The organism is Sphingobium sp. B8D3A (assembly GCF_025961995.1).
Lineage (GTDB): Bacteria > Pseudomonadota > Alphaproteobacteria > Sphingomonadales > Sphingomonadaceae > Sphingobium.
The window spans coordinates 3,597,501-3,616,480 of record NZ_JAOQOS010000001.1; the positions used below are offsets into that span (position 1 = coordinate 3,597,501).

The 18,980-nt window shown below is 63.3% G+C and carries 19 protein-coding genes (1 of these 19 only partly in view); 10 read left to right on the forward strand and 9 right to left on the reverse strand.

Features of this window, described 5'->3' with window-relative positions:
* On the forward strand, nt 1-3 hold the end of the coding sequence (locus M2342_RS16660) for a hypothetical protein (protein ID WP_264571838.1). It extends 303 nt beyond the left edge of the window; 3 of the gene's 306 nt are visible here — the last part of the coding sequence; its start codon lies off the left edge, out of view; the stop codon is at nt 1-3.
* Nucleotides 4-136: 133 nt separating this feature from the next.
* Here the strand turns inward: M2342_RS16660 and M2342_RS16665 are convergent, their stop codons facing one another.
* From M2342_RS16665 to hisS, 4 genes are all read right to left on the reverse strand, one after another.
* Nucleotides 137-922, reverse strand: a complete 786-nt coding sequence (locus tag M2342_RS16665; protein ID WP_264577223.1) for a DUF4167 domain-containing protein — start codon at nt 920-922, stop codon at nt 137-139.
* Nucleotides 923-1,195: 273 nt separating this feature from the next.
* Nucleotides 1,196-2,023: a peptide chain release factor N(5)-glutamine methyltransferase gene (gene prmC, locus M2342_RS16670; protein ID WP_264579891.1), complete on the reverse strand. Its 828-nt coding sequence runs from the start codon at nt 2,021-2,023 to the stop codon at nt 1,196-1,198.
* Between the two features lie 82 nt (nt 2,024-2,105).
* Nucleotides 2,106-3,185 carry a peptide chain release factor 1 gene (prfA, locus tag M2342_RS16675; RefSeq protein ID WP_264579892.1) on the reverse strand — a complete coding sequence of 360 codons (1,080 nt, stop codon included), beginning with the start codon at nt 3,183-3,185 and terminating at the stop codon, nt 2,106-2,108.
* The gene (gene hisS / locus M2342_RS16680; protein ID WP_264579893.1) at nt 3,182-4,507 is read right to left on the reverse strand and encodes a histidine--tRNA ligase; all 1,326 of its coding nucleotides are present in this window, start codon (nt 4,505-4,507) and stop codon (nt 3,182-3,184) included. The genes prfA and hisS overlap by 4 nt, the downstream gene beginning before the upstream one ends.
* 95 nt (nt 4,508-4,602) lie before the next feature.
* Between hisS and M2342_RS16685 the strand changes: the two genes are divergently transcribed.
* From M2342_RS16685 to ppa, 4 genes are all read left to right on the forward strand, one after another.
* Nucleotides 4,603-5,010, forward strand: a complete 408-nt coding sequence (locus tag M2342_RS16685) for a GFA family protein (protein WP_264579894.1) — start codon at nt 4,603-4,605, stop codon at nt 5,008-5,010.
* A 124-nt stretch (nt 5,011-5,134) separates the two neighbouring features.
* Nucleotides 5,135-6,598 carry a carotenoid oxygenase family protein gene (locus M2342_RS16690; protein ID WP_264579895.1) on the forward strand — a complete coding sequence of 488 codons (1,464 nt, stop codon included), beginning with the start codon at nt 5,135-5,137 and terminating at the stop codon, nt 6,596-6,598.
* A gap of 87 nt (nt 6,599-6,685) precedes the next feature.
* The gene (locus tag M2342_RS16695; protein WP_264580068.1) at nt 6,686-8,641 is read left to right on the forward strand and encodes a M61 family metallopeptidase; all 1,956 of its coding nucleotides are present in this window, start codon (nt 6,686-6,688) and stop codon (nt 8,639-8,641) included.
* 19 nt (nt 8,642-8,660) lie between these two features.
* The gene (gene ppa / locus M2342_RS16700) at nt 8,661-9,212 is read left to right on the forward strand and encodes an inorganic diphosphatase (RefSeq protein WP_181558429.1); all 552 of its coding nucleotides are present in this window, start codon (nt 8,661-8,663) and stop codon (nt 9,210-9,212) included.
* 95 nt (nt 9,213-9,307) lie between these two features.
* On the opposite strand, the gene M2342_RS16705 is transcribed toward ppa, so the two are convergent.
* On the reverse strand, nt 9,308-9,727 hold the full coding sequence (locus M2342_RS16705) for a hypothetical protein (RefSeq protein WP_181561271.1): 420 nt from the start codon (nt 9,725-9,727) through the stop codon (nt 9,308-9,310).
* Between the two features lie 156 nt (nt 9,728-9,883).
* On the opposite strand from M2342_RS16705, the gene gyrB reads away from it, so the two are divergent.
* Complete coding sequence (gyrB, locus tag M2342_RS16710) at nt 9,884-12,418, forward strand: DNA topoisomerase (ATP-hydrolyzing) subunit B (RefSeq protein ID WP_181558428.1); 2,535 nt, start codon at nt 9,884-9,886, stop codon at nt 12,416-12,418.
* An 889-nt stretch (nt 12,419-13,307) separates the two neighbouring features.
* Here the strand turns inward: gyrB and M2342_RS16715 are convergent.
* Nucleotides 13,308-13,685, reverse strand: a complete 378-nt coding sequence (locus tag M2342_RS16715; protein WP_264579896.1) for a winged helix-turn-helix transcriptional regulator — start codon at nt 13,683-13,685, stop codon at nt 13,308-13,310.
* An 86-nt stretch (nt 13,686-13,771) separates the two neighbouring features.
* Here M2342_RS16715 and M2342_RS16720 point away from each other — a divergent pair, with 86 nt between their 5' ends.
* Nucleotides 13,772-14,392, forward strand: coding sequence for an FMN-dependent NADH-azoreductase (locus tag M2342_RS16720; RefSeq protein WP_264579897.1), 621 nt, complete (start codon nt 13,772-13,774; stop codon nt 14,390-14,392).
* A 44-nt stretch (nt 14,393-14,436) separates the two neighbouring features.
* Entirely contained in the window at nt 14,437-15,075 is a 639-nt protein-coding gene (locus tag M2342_RS16725; protein ID WP_264579898.1) for a DsbA family oxidoreductase, read from the forward strand.
* 66 nt (nt 15,076-15,141) lie between these two features.
* On the opposite strand, the gene M2342_RS16730 is transcribed toward M2342_RS16725, so the two are convergent.
* Nucleotides 15,142-16,041, reverse strand: coding sequence for a LysR family transcriptional regulator (locus M2342_RS16730; RefSeq protein WP_264580069.1), 900 nt, complete (start codon nt 16,039-16,041; stop codon nt 15,142-15,144).
* A 134-nt stretch (nt 16,042-16,175) separates the two neighbouring features.
* Here M2342_RS16730 and M2342_RS16735 point away from each other — a divergent pair, with 134 nt between their 5' ends.
* Together M2342_RS16735 and M2342_RS16740 are read left to right on the forward strand one after the other, a co-directional pair.
* Nucleotides 16,176-16,505, forward strand: a complete 330-nt coding sequence (locus M2342_RS16735) for a nuclear transport factor 2 family protein (RefSeq protein WP_264579899.1) — start codon at nt 16,176-16,178, stop codon at nt 16,503-16,505.
* Nucleotides 16,502-17,281: an SDR family oxidoreductase gene (locus M2342_RS16740; protein ID WP_264579900.1), complete on the forward strand. Its 780-nt coding sequence runs from the start codon at nt 16,502-16,504 to the stop codon at nt 17,279-17,281. Before M2342_RS16735 ends, M2342_RS16740 begins: the two co-directional genes overlap by 4 nt.
* A 276-nt stretch (nt 17,282-17,557) precedes the next feature.
* Here the strand turns inward: M2342_RS16740 and M2342_RS16745 are convergent, their stop codons facing one another.
* Together M2342_RS16745 and M2342_RS16750 are read right to left on the reverse strand one after the other, a co-directional pair.
* Nucleotides 17,558-17,734, reverse strand: coding sequence for a hypothetical protein (locus M2342_RS16745; RefSeq protein ID WP_264579901.1), 177 nt, complete (start codon nt 17,732-17,734; stop codon nt 17,558-17,560).
* A 383-nt stretch (nt 17,735-18,117) separates the two neighbouring features.
* A complete protein-coding gene (locus M2342_RS16750) occupies nt 18,118-18,774 on the reverse strand; it encodes a flavin reductase family protein (protein WP_264579902.1) in 657 nt (218 codons plus the stop codon).
* Nucleotides 18,775-18,980 lie beyond the last annotated feature (206 nt).

The following is an 18,980-nucleotide window of genomic DNA, read 5'->3' on the forward strand; positions in this document are numbered from 1 at the left end:
TAGGCCCACTCAGCGCCTGAAACGACAAGAGCACGATCAGCCTGCATGGCCGATCGTGCTCTTTTGATTTGGTCGAACCGGATCACAGCCCGGCCCGCGACGTCCGCACCTTCAAAGAGCGCGGTTCCGGATCAGATCATTCCGCCGCTTCGGTCGCACGAGGGCGACGGCCCCGGCGCGGCTTTGCGGGCGCTTCCGTGGCGTCATTCGCCTCTGCCGGCGCTTCGGCCCGATCCTCGGACTCGTCCGATTCGATGCGGGCGATGGAGGGCGGCAGACCGGGAAGGCCGATCTCGCCCTCATCCCGATCGGTTTCGTCATCATTGGCAACGCGCGGACGGCGCGGCTGACGCTCTTTGCGTTCAGCACGCTCCGGGCGCTCGGCGCGTTCCGGGCGTTCAGCACGCTCGGGCCGCTCTGCCCGTTCCGCACGCTCGCCCTGGTCCTGACGCGGCTCCTGCCGTGCCGGGCGATCCTGCCCGTCCCGGTCCCGCCCACGATCGCGGCGCGGGCGCTCGTCCTGATTGCGATTGTCCTGCTGACGGAAATCCTGATGGCGCGGTGCGAACTCGTCGCCATCCTCGCTGCCGTCGATCAGCTCGTCATTGTCGAAGCTGTTGTCCTGATCGCCATCGTCGTTGCGACGGAAGCGGCCCTGCTGCTCCTCCTGCCGCGCACGGTTGTCGGCGAGGACGCGAAAATAGTGATCGGCGAACTGCAGATAATATTCCGCGTTCACCCGATCGCCGGACATCTGGGCGTCGCGCGCCAGATTGCGATATTTTTCGAGAAGCTGAGGCGCATTGCCCCGTGCGCGGCTGTCGATCCGGTTGCCCGAATCGCCGTTACCGCGATTGCCTCCGCCCCCTTGGCGCGGGTTATTCCGACCGCGACGGCGACCGGCCTGACGATTATTGATCAAAGGTTCGTCCCTATGCTCTCGACTAAAACCCGGCGTTCCCGATCAATGGCCCCAAGCGCTATACAACACATCGTTGGCGGAACGGTTTTGACACCGCTCTCGCCCCGCGCTTCGGCCAACGGCTCCAATTCCAGAACGCCGCCAAAACTGTGGGAGCAGACCACTCACGCAAGCGCTTCGCGCGTTTGCAACAGTGGTCCTGAAACTGGCAGATAGTCGTTCCCGTGCATCAAACCAAGCGAAAATCGTTGGGAGCCGTGAAAAAGCGCAGCCCTATGCCCTGGTGAGCACCAGCGCCCGCGCCCGCCCGGCCAGATCGCGGCGCACCGCGACATGGAAGCCGGCTTCCCGAAACAGTGCGCCGGCCGTCTCCTCCTGGTCGAAACCGATCTCGAAGATCGCTGCGCCTCCTGCGGCGAGGCGGTCGCCCGTCTGCGCGGCGAGCCGCCGATAATCGTCCAGCCCATCGGCTCCTGCGAACAGGGCGCTGGCTGGCTCATGATCGCGCACCTGCCGGGGCAGCATGGCGGACGTGCTGATATAAGGCGGGTTGCAGAGAATGAGGTCGAAGCACTCCTCGATCCCGTCGGCCCAGTCCCCCGCGCGGATCTCCGCCCGCGCCTCCATCCCGCAAAGCCGGACATTCGCCCGTGCGATCTCGATCGCAGCCGCAGAGGCATCGACGCCGACACCGCTCGCCTCCCGCCAGACATCCAGCGCCGCCAGCAGCAGCGCCCCCGAGCCGGTGCCGAGATCGAGGATGCGTCCCGGCGGCCGCCTCCCCTCGAACTGCGCGATCGCCGCCTCGATCAGGGTCTCGCTGTCCGGTCGCGGCACGAGCACGCCCGGCGCGACCTTCAGGGTCAGCGTCCAGAAATCCCGCGTGCCGGTGATGTAGGCGATCGGCTCATGCGCCAGCCGCCGGGCGAGCAGCGCATCCGCGCCCTCGGGGCAGGAGAGCCGGGGCAGGGCAAGGATCATCTCCTCGCGGCTCATCGCCAGCGCGTGGGCGGCAAGCAGTTCAGCATCGAGCCGGGGCGTATCGCTGACCGCGCCCAGAGCGGTCGTGGCGGCGCGCAGCCAATCGGCCAGCCCGCTCACAAGCTCGTGCTCCTGCGAAGGCAGGAGCCCAGGGCAAAGCAGCCCCCCGCTCCCGGCTTCATGGTCGACACACCCCCGCCGCTCACGCCGCCATGTCGAGCTGCGCCAGCCGCGCAGCCTCATCCTCGGCGATGAGCGCGGCGATCACCTCGTCTAGTCCAGGGCCTTCGAGAATTTCCGGCAGGCGATGCAGGGTCAGGTTGATGCGATGATCGGTCACGCGGCCCTGCGGGAAATTATAGGTGCGGATGCGCTCCGAGCGGTCGCCCGAGCCGACCATCGCCTTGCGCGCGCCCGCATGCTCCGCCTGCGTGCGCTCGCGCTCGGCTTCATAGAGGCGTGTGCGCAGCACCTTCATGGCCTTCGCCTTGTTCTTGTGCTGGGACTTCTCGTCCTGCTGCGTCACGACGAGACCCGTCGGCAAATGGGTGATGCGCACGGCGCTGTCGGTCGTGTTCACATGCTGCCCGCCCGAGCCGGACGAGCGATAGACGTCGATCCGCAGGTCAGTCGCCTCGTTGATCTGCACGTCGACATCCTCGGCCTCGGGCAGCACGGCCACGGTCGCCGCCGAGGTGTGGATGCGCCCGCCGCTCTCCGTCACCGGCACGCGCTGCACGCGATGGACGCCGCTCTCGAACTTCATGCGCGCGAACACCCCAGTGCCGGTCACGCTGGCGATCACTTCCTTGAAACCGCCCGCTTCGGACGCGCTGGCCGAGATGATCTCGACGCGCCAGCCCTGCGTCTCGGCATAGCGCTGATACATGCGGAACAGATCCCCGGCGAACAGTGCAGCCTCATCGCCACCCGTGCCGGCGCGAATCTCCAGCATGGCCGGACGGGCATCCGCCGCATCCTTGGGCAGTAGCGCCACGGCCAGCGCATGTTCGGCCTGCGGAAGCCGCGCGCGCAGGCTCTCCAGTTCCTCCTGCGCCATCGCCTTCATTTCGGGATCGGCGAGCATCGCCTCCAGCTCACCCTGCTCGGCGCGCAACGCCACAAGCGCCCGCGCGGCCTGCACCACCGGCTCTAGTTCGGCATAATCCTTGGACAGCCGCACGAACTCCGCCGGATCAAGATCCGGCCGGGCCATCTGCGCCTGCACCTCCTCCTGCCGCCGGAGGATCGCAGCGATGCGATCGGGGGAGATGGTGGTCATGCCCCGATGTCGGTCAGCAGAACCGTTGCGTGAGGAACCAGACCATCCACGTGATCAATTTCAAAGCTTCGACGGATAATTGCTTCTAGTTTTTTGGGCTCAAGGGAAGTGTCGAGGTCTTCCCGGCCAAATGCCAAACGAGCACAAACAGCCCCGGATGGGGCCGAGCCGGGCAGATTGGTCTTGATGATCCAGTCCGAATTGAGGCTACGTGCCTTTTGATAACGCTTCTTGAGGGATCCCGACACGATCGGTTCAACGGTGATTCCGTTGCGCCGGAAAAGTGAAGCAATCTGGAGAGCGAACATCTCCGAACCAATATCGTCGGCAACCACTACGAGTTCAGGGCGCTGCTCTCTCGGCGCATCCAGCAGCATCCCCAGCCGCTCAATCCCCGCCGCCCAACCGACCGCCGGCGTCGCCGGGCCGCCCAGCGTCTCGATCAGCCCGTCATAGCGGCCACCGCCCAGCACCGTCCCCTGCGCGCCCAGCCGATCCGTGACGAACTCGAAGGCGGTGTGGCGATAATAATCCAGCCCGCGCACCAGCCGGGCATTGCGGGTCCACGCCACGCCAGCCGCCTTCAGCCCGTCGGTCACCTTCTCGAAGAAGGCCTGCGCCTCGTCGGTCAGATAGGCGTCGATATCCGGCGCGTCCGCCACGATTGCCTGATCGCGCGGGTCCTTGCTGTCGAGGATGCGCATCGGGTTCTTTTCGAGCCGGGTCAGACTGTCTTCGCTCAGGCTCGCCTTGTGGCCTTCGAAATGCGCAACCAGCGCAGCGCGCCAGGCATCACGGCTTGCGGCATCCCCCAGCGTGTTGAGCGTCAGCGTCACGCCCTCGCTGATGCCCAGCTCCTTGAGCAACTGATCGGCGAAGATCAGCAGCTCGGCATCGGCCAGCGGCTCGGCCGCGCCGATGATCTCGGCATCGATCTGGTGGAACTGGCGATAGCGGCCCTTTTGCGGCCGCTCATAGCGGAACAGCGGCCCGTGCGTCGCAACCTTGAGCGGCGCATATTGCTGCCAGCCCTCGGTGATATAGGCCCGCGCGATGCCGGCGGTGAACTCCGGACGCAGCGTGAGCGAATCCCCGCCGCGATCCTCGAAGCTGTACATCTCCTTGGAGACGACATCGGTGGTTTCGCCCAGCGAGCGGGAGAAGACTGCCGTCTGTTCGAATACCGGCACTTCGATCCGCCGGAAGCCATAGAGTTTGCGGACTTTCTCGAACGTTTCGAGCACATGCGCGAAGCGGTCCGCGCTGTCGCCGATCATATCCTGAGTGCCGCGAACGGGCCGGGGTGTCTCGATTTTCGCCATGGCCGCGCCTCTAGCGGGAATCGCGCTTTAAGGAAACCGGCTTGCAAGGGCAGCTTGTTCTCTTTATGTTCCTTCGTGAGCTTGGGGAGACAGTGATGAGCGACAGCTTCGAAGGCGGATGTCAATGCGGCGCGGTGCGTTACCGGGCAACAGGAACGCCTGAGCATGTGGCGCTCTGCCATTGCGCGGACTGCCGCAAATCATCTGGCGCGCCGATGGTGCTCTGGGCCGCCTTTGCGGAAAAGGCGGTGACGGTGCTGACTGGCAATGTCAGCGATTATCAGTCCTCCCCGTCCGTGACCCGGAGCTTCTGCCCCGTCTGCGGCACGGGCCTGTTCTTCACAAATCCGGAGGCCTTGCCCGGGCTGATCGATATCCAGGCCGCCACGTTCGACGATCCCGAGGCGCTGCCGCCGCAAGTGCAGATCCAGACCGCCGAGCGGCCGCACTGGATGACCACACTGGACGCCCTTCCGACGTTCGAGCGCTTTCCCGGCGAATAAGGTTCGCCCCGTCCTTTTCCTCCGAAGCGCGCGACAAGGCTGAGGGTTTGACACGGATCAACGCCGCCCCTGCCGAAAGCGGCCATTCACTCGACTTGTTGAGAGATCAATCAAGGAGAGTCGGATGGCCCACTACCCCAATACGCCCGGCATGACAGGCGTGCTGCGCCCGTTGCGCATCGAAGGCGACATTCTGGATATGGAAGTCGAGGGGGAAATCCCCACGCAACTCAATGGCACCTTCCATCGCGTCCACCCCGATGCGCAATTCCCGCCGATGTTCGAGAACGATCAGTTCTTCAATGGCGACGGCATGGTCAGCCTGTTCCACTTCCATGATGGCAAGGTCGATTTCCGCCAGCGCTACGCGCAGACCGACAAGTGGAAGGCCGAGCGGGCCGCCGGCAAGTCGCTGTTCGGCATGTATCGCAATCCGCTGACCGATGACGAGAGCGTCAAGGGCATGATCCGCGGCACGGCCAACACCAACGTCATGGTCCACGCTGGCAAGCTCTATGCAATGAAGGAGGACAGCCCCTGCCTCATCATGGATCCGCTCAGCCTGGAAACCGAGGGCTACACGAATTTTGACGGCAAGATCAAAAACCAGACCTTCTCCGGCCACGGCAAGATCGACCCCGTCACCGGCAATTTCTGCAACCATGGCTATGCCGCGACCGGCGTGCTGACCGATGATGTCAGCTATTTCGAGATCGACCCGCAGGGCAATGTGCTGTTCGAGACCTTCTTCAAGGTCCCCTATTACTGTATGATGCACGACTTCGGCCTCACCCAGGATTATGTGATCTTCCACATCGTGCCGATCACCGGCAATTGGGATCGGCTGAAAGCCGGCAAGCCGCATTTCGGCTTCGACAAGACGCTCCCGGTCTACCTCGGCGTGCTGAAGCGCGGCGCTGATGGCTCCGACATTCGCTGGTTCAAGCGCGACAACTGCTTCGCCAGCCATGTCATGAACGCCTATCAGGACGGCACCAAGATTCACTTCGACACCTGCGAGGCGAAAGGGAACAGCTTCCCCTTCTTCCCAGACATTCATGATGACAGCTTCGATCCGGTGGCCGCGCGTCCCTTCCTGACCCGCTGGACGGTCGACCTGGCCTCCAACGGCGACGAATTCACCAGCATCGAGAAGCTCACCGACTGGATCGACGAATTTCCCCGCATCGACGAGCGCTTCGTCGGCCAGCCCTATCGCCACGGCTGGGGCCTGGTGATGGACCCGGACATGCCGATGGACTTCCTCCGTGGTCGCGCCAGCGGCTTCAAGATGAACAAGATCGGCCATTGGGATCTCGTCGCACGCACCGAGGATTGCTGGTGGGCGGGTCCGGAATCGATCATCCAGGAGCCCTGCTTCGTGCCGCGCTCGGCCGATGCGCCGGAGGGCGATGGCTACATCATCGCGCTCGTGGACAATCTCATCACCAACTATTCCGACCTGGTGGTGCTCGACGCGCTCAACCTGCCCGCCGGGCCAATCGCCCGCGCCAAGCTGCCCATCCGCATCCGCTCGGGCCTGCATGGCAATTGGGCGGACGCCAGCAAGCTGCCGCGCGCGGCCTGAGGCCGAGCATAGGATATAGACCGAGGGGGTGGACGCCTTGCCACCCCCTTGTCATGCTGGGCGCATCTATTTCCCCGGAGTGCCATGATGCGCCGTTGCCTTTTGCCTGCCCTTCTTCTGCTGACTCTGCCCGCAAGCGCGCTTTTCGCTCAGGATGCCGCCGCGCCGCCGCCGCGCTCTGCCCCCGCGGCTCTCCCGATCCTGAGCACCGTGCCGCAAGCGCGGGACATCGCCTGGACCAGCGGCACGCTCAAGCTGGAGGTGGATGCGACCGATGTGGACCGGCGCATCATCACCATCCGCGAGACCATCCCCATGTCGACCGGTGGCCCGCTGACCCTGCTGCTGCCGGAATGGCTGCCGGGCCACCACGCCCCGCGCGGGCAGATCGAGAAGATCGCGGGCCTGAGCTTCACCACGGCGGACGGCCGGCCGTTGCGCTGGAAGCGCGACCCGCTCAACGTCTACGCCTTCCACCTCTCCGTGCCGGACGGGGCAGGCGCCGTGATCGCCAATTTCCAGTTTCTGGCGCCCACCGCGGGCAATCAGGGCCGGATCGTGATGACCGACTCGCTGCTCAACCTGCAGTGGGACAGCGTCTCGCTTTATCCGGCCGGCTTCTACACCCGCCGCATCCCGATTCAGGCCAGCGTCACGCTACCGGAAGGCTGGAGCGCGGCGACTGCGCTGGCCAGTGAGCGCGACGGCAAGACGGTCCGCTACGAGGAGACCGATTACGAAACGTTGGTCGATTCGCCGATCTTCGCAGGGCTCCACAGCCGCGAGATCGCGCTGGCGCCAGACGTGCGGCTGAGCGTCTTTGCCGATACGCCGGAAGAACTCAAAGCCACCGAGCCGCAGATCAACCTGCATCGCCGCCTTGTCGATGAGGCGGTCGCGCTGTTCGGCGCGCGCCATTATGATCGCTATAATTTCCTGCTCTCCATCTCGGACAAGCTGGGCGGCATCGGCCTGGAGCATCACCGGCTCAGCGAAAATGGCGTCCCGCTGGGCTACTTCACGCAATGGGAGGCTGCGCTGGGCGACCGCGACCTGCTCGCGCACGAATTCACCCATAGCTGGAACGGCAAATATCGCCGCCCGGAGATGCTCTGGACACCCGATTTCGCCACCCCCATGCAGGACGATCTGCTCTGGGTGTATGAAGGCCAGACCCAGTTCTGGGGCTATGTGCTCTCCGCCCGTTCGGGACTGCTGAGCAAGGCCGAGACGCTCGATGCGCTGGCCGCCATCGCGGCGCGGCTCGACGCGACCAGAGGCCGCACCTGGCGCCCGGTGATCGACACCACCTACGATCCGATCATCGCGGCCCGCCGCCCCAAGGCCTGGACGAGCTGGCAGCGCCCGGAAGACTATTATAATGAAGGCCTGATGATCTGGCTGGAAGTGGACGCCATCATCCGCCGCGAAACCGCCGGCGCGCGCGGCATTGATGATTTCGCCAAGGCCTTCTTCGGCGTGAACGATCGCGACTGGGGCGTGCTGACCTACAATCGTCAGGATGTGATCGACACGCTGAACGGCGTCGTCGCTTATGATTGGGACGGGTTGCTGCGCGAGCGGATAGAGCAGACCAATAGCGAGGTCACCAAGGCCGGGTTCGACCTAGGCGGCTACAAGCTGACCTACGGCCTTATCACCAACTCGACGATTCGGGCCGCCGAGACCGTGGGCAAATATGTCGACCAGAGCTTCGGCCCCGGGCTGATCGTCGGGGAAGATGGCGTCGTGCGCTCCGTCATCTGGGATAGCCCCGCCTTCAAGGCAGCCATCGCGGTCGGCGATTCGATCACGGCGGTTGGCGACACCGAGTTTTCCGCCGATGTCTTCCGCGAGGGGGTCCGGGCAACGGCCCAAAAACATCCGCTCGTCCTGACCCTGAGGCGGGACAAAAGATATCGCACGATCACGCTCGATTATTCCGGCGGCCTGCGCTATCCGCGCCTCGAAAAATCACAAGAGGGTTCAACCAGTCTCGACCGACTGCTGACAGCGCGGACCGGCGAGACTTCCGTCAATTAACCTGTGGGTGCGAAAAACCATGAACATCGATATGATTCCTGTCGGCAGCAATCCGCCGGAAAGCCTCAATGTCGTCATCGAGGTGCCGACCGGTGGCGAGCCGGTGAAATATGAGTTCGACAAGGCATCGGGCGCCCTCTTCGTCGATCGCATCCTGCACACGCCGATGCGCTACCCCGCGAATTACGGTTTCGTGCCGCACACCCTCTCGCCCGATGGCGATCCGCTCGATGCGCTGGTCGTGGCCCGCTCGCCCTTCATCCCGGGCTCAGTGGTGCGCGCGCGCCCCATCGCCGTCCTCAATCTCGAGGATGAGCATGGTGGTGACGAGAAGCTGCTCTGCGTCCCCGACGACGCGACCTTCCCTTATTACGCCAATGTGACCGAGAAGGAGCATCTGCCCGACATCGTGTTCAAGCAGGTCGAGCACTTCTTCACGCACTATAAGGATCTTGAGGCCGAGAAGTGGGTGCGTGTCGGCACCTGGGGCAACAGCGCGGAAGCTCGCCAGATCACGCTGGAAGCCATTGAGCGCTACCAGCAGAACAAGGCCGCGAAGAGCGCCGCCTGATCGTTTGGCCCACTGCACGGGCCCCGCAGATACAGAAAGAGGCTCCCAGCGCACCGCCGGGAGCCTCTTTTTTATAAGATCATGCCGGAATGAGTTCAGCTCGCGGTCTTCACCTTCTCATAGGGAACGAACTTGCCGAGGCTGACGAAGCCGCGCGGGAAGTGGCCGGCGCGATCCACCAGCCGGACGATATCGACATCGCACAGCTGCGAGCTGCTCGTCTTGGTGACGAGAATATCGTCATCGTCGAGGGACGAGGCGCCGCTCACCGGCCGGTTGACGTAAAGCTTGCCGCCGACCTCATAGATGATCGCCGTCTTGTCGATGATCTGCGTCGAGCGCACGCTGCTCAGGCTGATGCACCGGACCGGCTCTCCGGCGGTGCGCCCTTCCAGCGCCTTGGCGAGCTTGGCGTCAGCCTTGGCCTGCGCCTCTGCTGCGCGAGTCGATTGGGCGGCGGCGGGCACCGTAGCGACCATCGCGACCCCGATAATGCCTGTGAACAGGCGAGACATGAAACGCATCCTGCGTCCTTTCCGGTTTCCCATTTCCCGCGCCCGATTGCCGCTCTACCCCCTTCTGCCTGAATGGGCCATGAGCGCCCCTTCCCGCGCGGTGAAAAAACAGCATTTCGCTTCCGTTCGTCGCCCCCTTTTCCTATAGGCTGGGGCATGACGGACAATAGCAATACGACCCCCGCTCAGAACGCAAATGATTATGGTGCCGACAGCATCAAGGTGCTGAAGGGCCTGGACGCCGTGCGCAAGCGCCCCGGCATGTATATCGGCGATACCGATGATGGCTCCGGCCTGCATCACATGGTCTTCGAGGTGAGCGACAACGCCATTGACGAGGCGCTGGCCGGACATTGCGATCTGGTGCTGATCGAGCTGAACCCGGACGGCTCCGTTTCGGTCGAGGATAATGGTCGCGGCATCCCGACCGACATTCACCGCGAGGAAGGCGTTTCGGCGGCCGAGGTCATCATGACCCAACTGCACGCCGGCGGAAAGTTCGAGAACACCTCCGACGACAATGCCTATAAGGTCTCCGGCGGCCTGCACGGCGTCGGCGTCTCCGTCGTCAACGCGCTTTCCGAGTGGCTGGAGCTGACCGTGTGGCGCGAAGGCAAGGAGCACTGGATGCGCTTCCGCTATGGTGATGCGGAAGGCCCGCTCGTCGTGCGCGGCGATGCGCCCGTGGTCGACGGCAAACCAAAAAAGGGCACGCGCGTCACCTTCCTCGCCTCGACCGACACGTTCAAGAACGTCACCGAGTTCGATTTCGACAAGCTGGAGCATCGCTATCGCGAACTGGCTTTCCTCAACTCCGGGGTGCGCATCCTGCTGCGCGACAAGCGCCATGAAGAGGTGAAGGAGCACGACCTGTTCTACGAGGGCGGCATCGCGGCCTTCGTGAAATATCTCGATCGCAACAAGAACGCTCTGATGCCCGACCCCATCGCCATCTCGGCGGACCGGGACGGCATCGGCATCGATGTCGCGCTGGAGTGGAACGACAGCTATTACGAGAACGTCCTCTGCTTCACCAACAACATCCCGCAGCGGGACGGCGGCACTCACCTGGCGGCCTTCCGCGCCGCGCTGACCCGCACGCTCAACAGCTATGGTGACAAGTCCGGCCTGCTCAAGAAGGAGAAGGTCAGCCTGACCGGTGAGGACATGCGCGAGGGGCTGACCGCCATCGTTTCGGTCAAGCTGCCCGATCCCAAGTTCAGCAGCCAGACCAAGGACAAGCTGGTCTCCTCCGAGGTGCGCCAGCCGCTTGAGAGCCTGATGGCCGACAAGATGCAGGAGTGGCTCGAGGAAAATCCCGGCCACGCCAAGTCGATCATCCAGAAGGTCGTCGATGCCGCCGCCGCGCGCGAGGCTGCCAAGAAAGCTCGCGAACTGACGCGCCGCAAGGGCGTGATGGACATCGCCTCCCTGCCCGGCAAGCTCGCCGACTGTCAGGAGCGCGATCCCGCCAAGTCCGAACTGTTCCTCGTCGAGGGCGATTCGGCCGGTGGCTCCGCCAAGCAGGGCCGCGACCGGCATTTCCAGGCGATCCTGCCCCTGCGCGGCAAGATCCTCAATGTCGAGCGGGCCCGGTTCGACCGGATGCTGGCTAGCCGCGAGATCGGCACGCTCATCCAGGCGATGGGCACCGGCATTCGCGACGACTTCAATCTCGAGAAGCTGCGCTACCACAAGATCGTCATCATGACGGACGCCGACGTGGACGGCGCGCACATCCGCACGCTGCTGCTGACCTTCTTCTACCGGCAGATGCCGCAGATCATCGAGGCAGGCCATCTCTACATCGCCCAACCGCCGCTCTACAAAGCCACGCGCGGGCGCAGCGAAGTCTACCTGAAGGACGAGGCCGCGCTCGACCAGTATCTGGTCGACAATGGCGTCGATACACTGGTGCTGGAGACGGAAACCGGCACCCGCTCGGGTCAGGACCTGCGCGACCTCATCGACCATGCCCGGCGCAGCCGCGCGCTGATGCGCTATGTGCCGCGTCGCTATGACGGTGCGATCGTCGAGGCGCTGGCGCTGGCTGGCGCGCTGGCCTTCGATCTCTCCGACGATGCCCGCGCGCAGGCGCTCGCCCGCGCGGCGGAATGGCTGGACCGGACCGACGAGGAAGGCCGCTGGACCGGCCGCCTCTCGGCCGAGGGCGGCTATCATCTCGAGCGGCTGGTGCGCGGCGTGACCGATCATCACATCATCGAGCCGGCCTTCCTCAATTCCGCCGAAGCCCGCAAGCTGGATACGCTGACCAAGGAGCAGGCGAGCCTGTACGCCAGCCCAAGCCACCTGCTCGCCGCACGCGCGGCCGCCGCTCAGGCGCAGGCCGAGAGCGAGACGGAAGACAGCGACGGCGAAGAGACCGCCGCACCCACCGCTGCGCAGGCGCGCGGCGTGCGGATCACCCGCCCGTCCGAACTGCTCGACGCCGTGCTGGCCGCCGGCCGCAAGGGCCTCGCGATCCAGCGCTACAAGGGCCTCGGCGAGATGAACGCCGACCAGCTGTGGGAAACCACGCTCGACCCCAATGTGCGCTCAATGCTCCGCGTCGAGATCGAACAGGCGGACGTCGCCGACGAGATCTTCACGCGCCTGATGGGCGATATCGTCGAACCACGCCGCGAGTTCATCCAGGACAACGCCCTCAACGTCGCCAATCTCGACGTTTGAGGCGGTGTAGGTTGTAGGTCTTGCCGGTGTGCCGGTCCGCCGACCGGAACGATATTGTCGTCCACGTCCATAAACTTACGTGGACGCAGCCGGTGCCTCGTTGATCTCGCTGCTGATGAAGTCCAAGCTGGCTAGGCGGCTATTGGCCGGGAACCGGATGCCGTGAGATGGTAAGATACTGATCGCAACTCCTCTGTGCAGTGAGGAACTGCGATAGGATCGGAACCGCATTGAATGCCGGGGCACCTTGCTCCCCAGGATGACTGCCTGTGCCATGCCGTTCATCCCAAGGCGGCAGCGTGACGATGATGGCGCCCCTGCCGGGATCATGACGCATGGGTTCTCCCGGCACGGAGCATCATAACGCTCCAAATCAGCCATGAGCTCACCGATCAGCCTCAGCGCCCGGGCGCGCGGTCACGGGAGGCTCCGTCAGCGAAGGCGAAACCGCCACTTACTGCTCCCGCCGGGAACCCATCATGTCAGCCGCGGGCGAAGGGAGGAAAGGGCCGTAGGAACCATCGAAGCCCAAGCTCACGAGATTGGCATGTAACTGCTTGATCATGCACTTCTCCTTTACACGAGCAGTCCATCTTTCGCCTGAGCCAGGCCGCCAGCAGCTCGAAGAGCGGGTCGAGCTTGCTCGGCCCCTCCGGTGCCTCGCAAGCCAGGTCTCGACGGGGCCTGACCGCAGACATTCGAGAAGGGCATTTCCAGAAAGAAGACCGGTGCGCTCGGCGATCTGCCAGATCCACAGGTAATCGCGGTAATCCCAGCGCCAGATGACGCAATAGCCCATGTTCAACCCTGCTGCCCCGCTCAAAGTCAGGGACAGTTTGTATTAGGGGGGCACTTCCCAGCAGCAATCAACAATGGGATCCCCTAGGCCCTAATTCGAATCATACCGGCTGCGGGCGTTCTGGATGTTTTCCTGATTGGCGTTGGCCCACACGGTTAGCGCCATGACAGGCCCAAGGAGCGAAACGCCCATTCCGGTCAGCTCATAATCCACGCGCGGCGGGATCGTCGGAAACAATGTCCGCTTAACCAGTCCGTCGCGTTCCAGTCCGCGCAAGGTGATGGTTAGCATCCGTTGCGAGATGCCATTGATCCGACGGCGGAGCTCATTGAACCGTACCGGCCCATCTTTGAGTGTGGCGATAATGTACAGGCTCCATTTGTCGCCCACCAAGTCGAGAATTTCCCGAACCATCCGGCAATCTTCCCCAGGGCCAGGGGTAGGAAAATCAATGTCACCTGGTTTCATTCGAGTGCCTTCTTGCGAGGGATGATTTGGTCACTTTAATAGTGTCAGTAACATTAAGTTACTACCCTGTCTTCGTCGGAGTGACCATGACCAACATTCTCCTCGTTACATCGAGCCCTCGCGGTGCCGAGAGCCTGTCCACCCGCTTCGCGACCGAGATCGCCGAGGGCCTCCAAGCGCGCTTGGGCGGTACTCTTCTGAGGCGTGACCTTTCGGTCAACCCGCCGCCACATATCGGCCAAGCCTATATTCACGGCCGCGGCGCGGCGCCTGAGGCGCGCACGCCCGAGCAGGTCGAGGCTGTCGGCCTCGCCCAGAAACTGGTCGATGAGGCGAAGGCAGCTGAGGTGATCGTCCTGGGCTCCGGCATGATCAACTTCGGCCCCTCTTCGCAGCTCAAAGCCTGGTTCGATCATATCACATGGCCGGGCGTGACCTTTGGCTACAACAAATCCGGCAGCCCACGCGGATTTCTGACCGGCAAGAAAGTCTATCTCATCACCGCCGCAGGCGGCGTCCTCTCCGACGGCGAATGGGCTGCGTACGATTTCCAGACCGGCTATCTGCGCCATCTTCTGGCCTTCATCGGCTTGACCGACGTCGAGATCGTCCGGGTGGAAGGCACTGTCTTGGGGCCTAAAGCGGCTAAGGGCGCCATCGCCGCTGCCGAACGTCAGGTTCGCGCAGTCCTAGAAAATGCGGCCTGATTCTGAGGTCGTTCATCCACAGCGTCGATCCTAGGAGCGATATCATGCTGCAAATCACGCTATATACCGAGATCAGCTGTCCCTGGTGCTTCATCGGGCACCACCGTCTCGACAAGGTTCTGGCCGAGCGCTTCCCCCAGCTCGACGTGGATATCCGTCAGCAGGCGGTCCTTCTGCTTCCGGATGCACCACCAGAGGGCCTGTTCATTCCCGACCTCCTTCGCTCGCGTTATGGCGTGACGGATCCCAAGGCGGCGTTTGCCCGTCCCGAGGCAGAGGCGCGCATGTCGGGCCTCCGCCTTGACCTGAGCCGGCAACGCTGGGCCTACAGGACGCAGCCCGCGCACGGGCTCATCCTTGCGGCCCGCGAACGAGGAACCCAGCATCGACTGGCGGTAGCGATCACCGACGCTTATTTTCTGGAAGCGAGGAACATCTCGAAGGCCGATGTTCTCGCCGATATCGCCATAGCCCATGGATTTGAGCGCGATGAAGCCCGTGTGATCGCGCTTGATCCCGAGCAGCACCGCCGTGCCGAGCAGGAGGCTGCGCAATCGACAGCTGCCGGAGTCCGATCCGTCCCGCACTTCGTTTTCGGCGGGCGCATCGCCGTCAACGGAGGACGTAGCGAAGACGAATTGGCATCGGCCATTCGTCAAGCAATGGGCACCGTCTTCAGCTAGCCGCAGCGCCCGGTTGATAGAGGCTCCATAACGCGCAGCGGACTGTTCGAGAAACTGCCTTCCATGTCAGAGGTCATGTGCGCACTTGCGCGCCAAATCGACAAAAGCCTTGAATGCGGCAGATGGATTGCGCCGGCTGGGATAGTAGAGGGCAAGTGGCGCGATGGGTGAGGTCCAATCCTGGAGGACTTGCACCAGGCGTCCGTCGGCGAGTTCCTTCCTGACGTCGGACTCCATGAAGAAGCCAATCCCGACGCCGTTCAACACGGCCGTGCGGGACAGGCTGGCTTCATCCAGAGTGATCGGACCCTTGACATCCAACTGAACGGATTGCCCGTTTTTCTCGAAATGCCAACGGAACAACGCGCCATTGGGTAGCCTGACGCGGAGACATTGATGGGAATGCAAGTCGGCTGGAACCTGGGGCTTGCCCTGCTTTTCAAAATAGTCCGGCGTGGCGACGACGGCGAAATGACGGGAAGCGCCGAGAGGCACGGCGATCATGTCGCTGGGAACCAAGTCCGCAGATCGAACGCCGAGATCGAAGCCTTCACCGACGATATCGACCAGCCGCCCCTCCGTGACGAGGTCGATGTGGACCTGCGGATAGCGGCGCAGAAACGGAAGCACGAGCGGAACCATGATTTCCCGTGCCGCTGTCGGAAACGCGTTGATCCGCAAGGTTCCCGAAGGCACGTCCTGCTGCGATCGCACGGCCTCCATCGCCTCATGGATCTCCTGCAACGCAGGCCCCATCCGGGCGACGAAGGTGTGCCCCGCATCGGTCAGCGAGACGCTCCGGGTCGTTCGGTTGAAGAGGCGCACACCAAGCTGACGCTCCAGCTTGCCGATGGCGTTGCTCAATGCAGACGTGGAGGTGCCAAGATCGATCGCGGCAGCACGGAATGATCCCCTGCGCACGATTGCCACCACCGCGTCGAGTTCGGTCAGACTATGACGTTTCATTGTCCCGATAACCGCAATACTGCATCCCACTTTATCCCGATTTTCGTGCGCCCGGTCCAACGCTAAATTGGTGTCCTCCGCACACAGATTGATGACCACCCGGTCATCCCAGCTTGCGGCAGGAATGAAGACCTATGACGATCGACTTGCCCGACGCCATCGCCAGCTATTTTGCCGCCGATGAAACAAAAAGTGCCGAGCGCGTGGCGCAGTGCTTCACGGAAACAGCTATCGTGACGGACGAAGGGGAAACCTATAGCGGACGCGAAGCGATTCAGGCTTGGAAGGCCTCTTCCTCTACGAAATACAGCTATACGGTCGAGCCGTTCTCGATCGCGGCAGATGGCGACCGGCTGGTGGTGACAGGTCATCTGGAAGGCGACTTTCCGGGAAGCCCGATAGACCTGCGTTATATCTTCGTCCTGGACGGCGAGAAGATCGCGGCTTTGGAGATCGTCCTGTGAGCCCGTTTCTCACGCTCCAGGGCAAGCGGGCCCTGATCACCTCCGGGACCCGGGGCGCCGGAGCGGCAACGGTCCGTCTCTTTCGTGACCTGGGGGCCCAGATCCTGACCACAGCGCGGACCCAGCCAAGTGGCATAGCAGATGAAGAATTCGTCGCCGCGGATCTGACCACTTTGGCAGGATGCGCGCAAGTCGCGGCAGGGGTTCGAGAGCGCATGGCCGGCGTGGACATCATCGTCCACATGCTGGGCGGCTCGTCGTCTCCTGCAGGCGGCTTCGCAGCCCTGGGCGAAGAGCAATGGCAGAAGGAGCTCGACCTCAATCTCATGCCGGCAATCCGGCTCGATCGGGAGTTGGTGCCGGACATGGTGTCTCGCAGGAGCGGCGTCGTGATTCACGTCACCTCGATCCAGCGCGAAATGCCCCTACCGGACTCGACCACCGCCTACGCTGCCGCCAAAGCGGCGCTGTCGACGTACAGCAAGGCGCTCTCGAAAGAAATATCGCCCAAAGGCGTGCGGGTGATGCGCGTTTCTCCCGGCTGGATCGAGACAGAAGCATCGATCGACCTCGCCACTCGGCTGGCGGGAGAACATGGCGGCGCCGTGGAACGCGGCAAGAAGATGATCATGGATGCCCTGGGCGGGATCCCGATCGGCAGGCCCGCGAGGCCCGACGAGGTTGCCAGCCTCATCGCGTTCCTCGCCTCCGATCGTGCCGCAGCCATTACCGGCACCGAATATGTCATCGACGGCGGAACTGTGCCGACCGTGTAATGCGCCAGCTGCCGGAGGATGGCCCCTGACAGCGGGGCCGACGGACGCGTCGGATCACGCTTCCTCGTACGAGAACGGGTCACTGCCGCCGAACGACCGACCGCTTCAGCCAAACCTGCGGTTGGAAACGACGCGTTGTACCAAGTCCCGTCATTCACTACCGCGCGCGTCGCATGAACGAAGAGCGAATTTCGACGACACGGCTGAATTAACCTCCTGGCGTCAACAGTCCCGATCGACATCATTGGCGCGCCGGGCTGCTTTCCGACGACCTCGTCATAGCGATCGTGCCTGCAATCCATCCTCGGCGCTGCTTCGCCGCCCGCCCATACGGTCGCAGCAGGTCAGGATGCGGATCTTTTGATCCTTCGGTTCGGCGTTCTGGCCGCCGATTGCGTCATGCCTGATCCCGATCCTGTCCGCCTTGTGCTCGGACGGGCCAGAGCCGAGCATGTCGAATGTCTGCTCATCGGCGGTCGCCCCGTCGTTCAGGGAGGGCAATGCACCGGGATCGATCTGCGCGCACTTGAAGCGCGGCTCGTCAAAGAAGCGCGAGATGCCTTCGCCCGGTCAACGGCGGATGAAGGAGACATAGCACAGGCCAAGTCTGCCATCGGACGCTACTACTGCTGCGAATAGATACGTCGATTGCCGGTTCAACCGGGATCGGGCGCGTCAGATTCTTAAGAGCAATCGCGCCTGACAAACGGCCTCGCCCCCCGTTCGGCAAGGTCGCTCGCCGTTTCGGCCCGTCAACCGCTGCAACGGTCGTCGGTACCGATGTCGCCCAGTTGGGAGACTGGGGGAAGCGTAAGCTAGGGATTTCGGGCAGGCGGTTACTTGGAAAACTCTCGCTTGCGATCGACGGGCGTAACCGGGCCGCGTCGCCATTTCTGGACCAGAGCATCGGCACGCGTCTCATAATAATCGGCCGGGCCGCCCCCGCGGGACACCGGCACGGCATGGGTGGTCTGATAGATGCCGTCGAGGATGCAGTCCTGATTGATGTGCACATGCACGACCTGGCCGAACACCACGCGGAAGTCGCTGGGAACGCCATCCAAATCCTTGAGGTGGACAATCTCCGTCACCTTGCATTCGAACTGGGCTGGGCTCGCCGCCACGCGCGGCGGTGCGACATCGATCGAGGCGATCTTCTCGATCCCTGCCATCTCGAACTCGTCGACCTCCGGACCCACCTCGTCCCCGGTCAGGATCATCACGTCAGTGACATCGCGGCCAACCAAGTTCCACACGAATTCACCGGTTTCCCGCGCATTGCGGACGCTGTCCTTCTCCCCGCCGGACGAGAAGCCGATGATCAGCGGGCGATAGCTGGCGATGTTGAACAGGCTGAACGGGGCGAGATTCGCGACGCCGTCGGCGCTGACCGTACTGATCCAACCGATCGGGCGGGGCGCGACGATCGCGTTCGCCGGCTGATGCTTGAGACGATGGCCCTCAGCGGGGCGATAGGAGTGAAATTCTCTCATGATGGCACAAGTTCCCTGGCAAGCTTCGTATAGCCGGAATTATTTCCGGTTCCTGACTCGCTAGGCCTATAAATCGTGTCTGCGCCTGCGTCTAAGACATTTTTGGACAAGCCGATGGGACGTTTCCCATCGCCAATCAGCTCCGCCGCGCTGGGCGGTCGCAGGTGGGCCATTGTGCGGTAGCTGTCCTTCATCGTCGCCCTGCG